General features: G+C 53.2%; 1 pseudogene. It reads left to right on the top strand.

From position 1 onward, the window contains the following. Positions 1 to 549: pseudogene (locus ACIPLA_RS28290) on the top strand (DNA-directed RNA polymerase subunit beta'); the annotation flags it as partial. Between the last annotated feature and the right edge of the window lie 210 nt (positions 550 to 759).

Raw genomic sequence — 759 nt, 5'->3', positions numbered from 1 at the left:
AACGACATCCAGCGTCTGCTGTGTGTTATTTCTCTGTACAAGGAAATATTGAAAGATATCCATTACGTTTATCGTCTGCAAGGCGTGAAGATCAACGATAAGCACATCGAGACCATCCTGCGTCAGATGCTGCGTAAAGTTGAAATCGCTGAATCCGGCGATTCCAGTTTCATCAAGGGCGACCAGATGGAATTGACTCACGTTCTGGTAGAGAACGAGCGTCTGGCTGGCGACGAGAAGTTCGTTTCCAAGTTCACTCGCGTATTGCTGGGTATCACCAAGGCGTCGTTGTCCACCGAATCGTTCATCTCGGCGGCTTCCTTCCAGGAAACCACTCGCGTACTGACCGAAGCAGCGGTAACCGGCAAGCGCGATTACCTGCGCGGCCTGAAAGAAAACGTAGTCGTGGGTCGTTTGATCCCGGCGGGTACCGGTCTGGCTTACCACAGCGAGCGCAAGCGCCGCCGTGATGCTGACAAACCGTTGCGCGTAAGCGCCAGTGAAGTGGAAGCTGCACTGACCGAAGCGCTGAACTCAAGCGGTAACTGAGTTCTGCGATAAATGAGCGTAAGGCCCTGGCCGTTCCGTTCATCGAATCGAGACAATTTGTCGAGGTTGGATGAGCGGGGAGGTCGGGGCCTTGCCTTGACTGGGGGCAAGATCCTCTTTAGACTCTTGTACCCCTAAATTTGGCGGGAATTCGTTCCTGCCATTTTGCTTTTCTTGCAAGACAATAGCGTCGCAAGACAACAGTGGCCC

Source organism: Pseudomonas sp. NPDC086112 (assembly GCF_044746425.1).
Classification (GTDB): domain Bacteria; phylum Pseudomonadota; class Gammaproteobacteria; order Pseudomonadales; family Pseudomonadaceae; genus Aquipseudomonas.
Note: the sequence above shows the minus strand (reverse complement) of the source record. Positions and strands in the feature narration are given on the sequence as shown.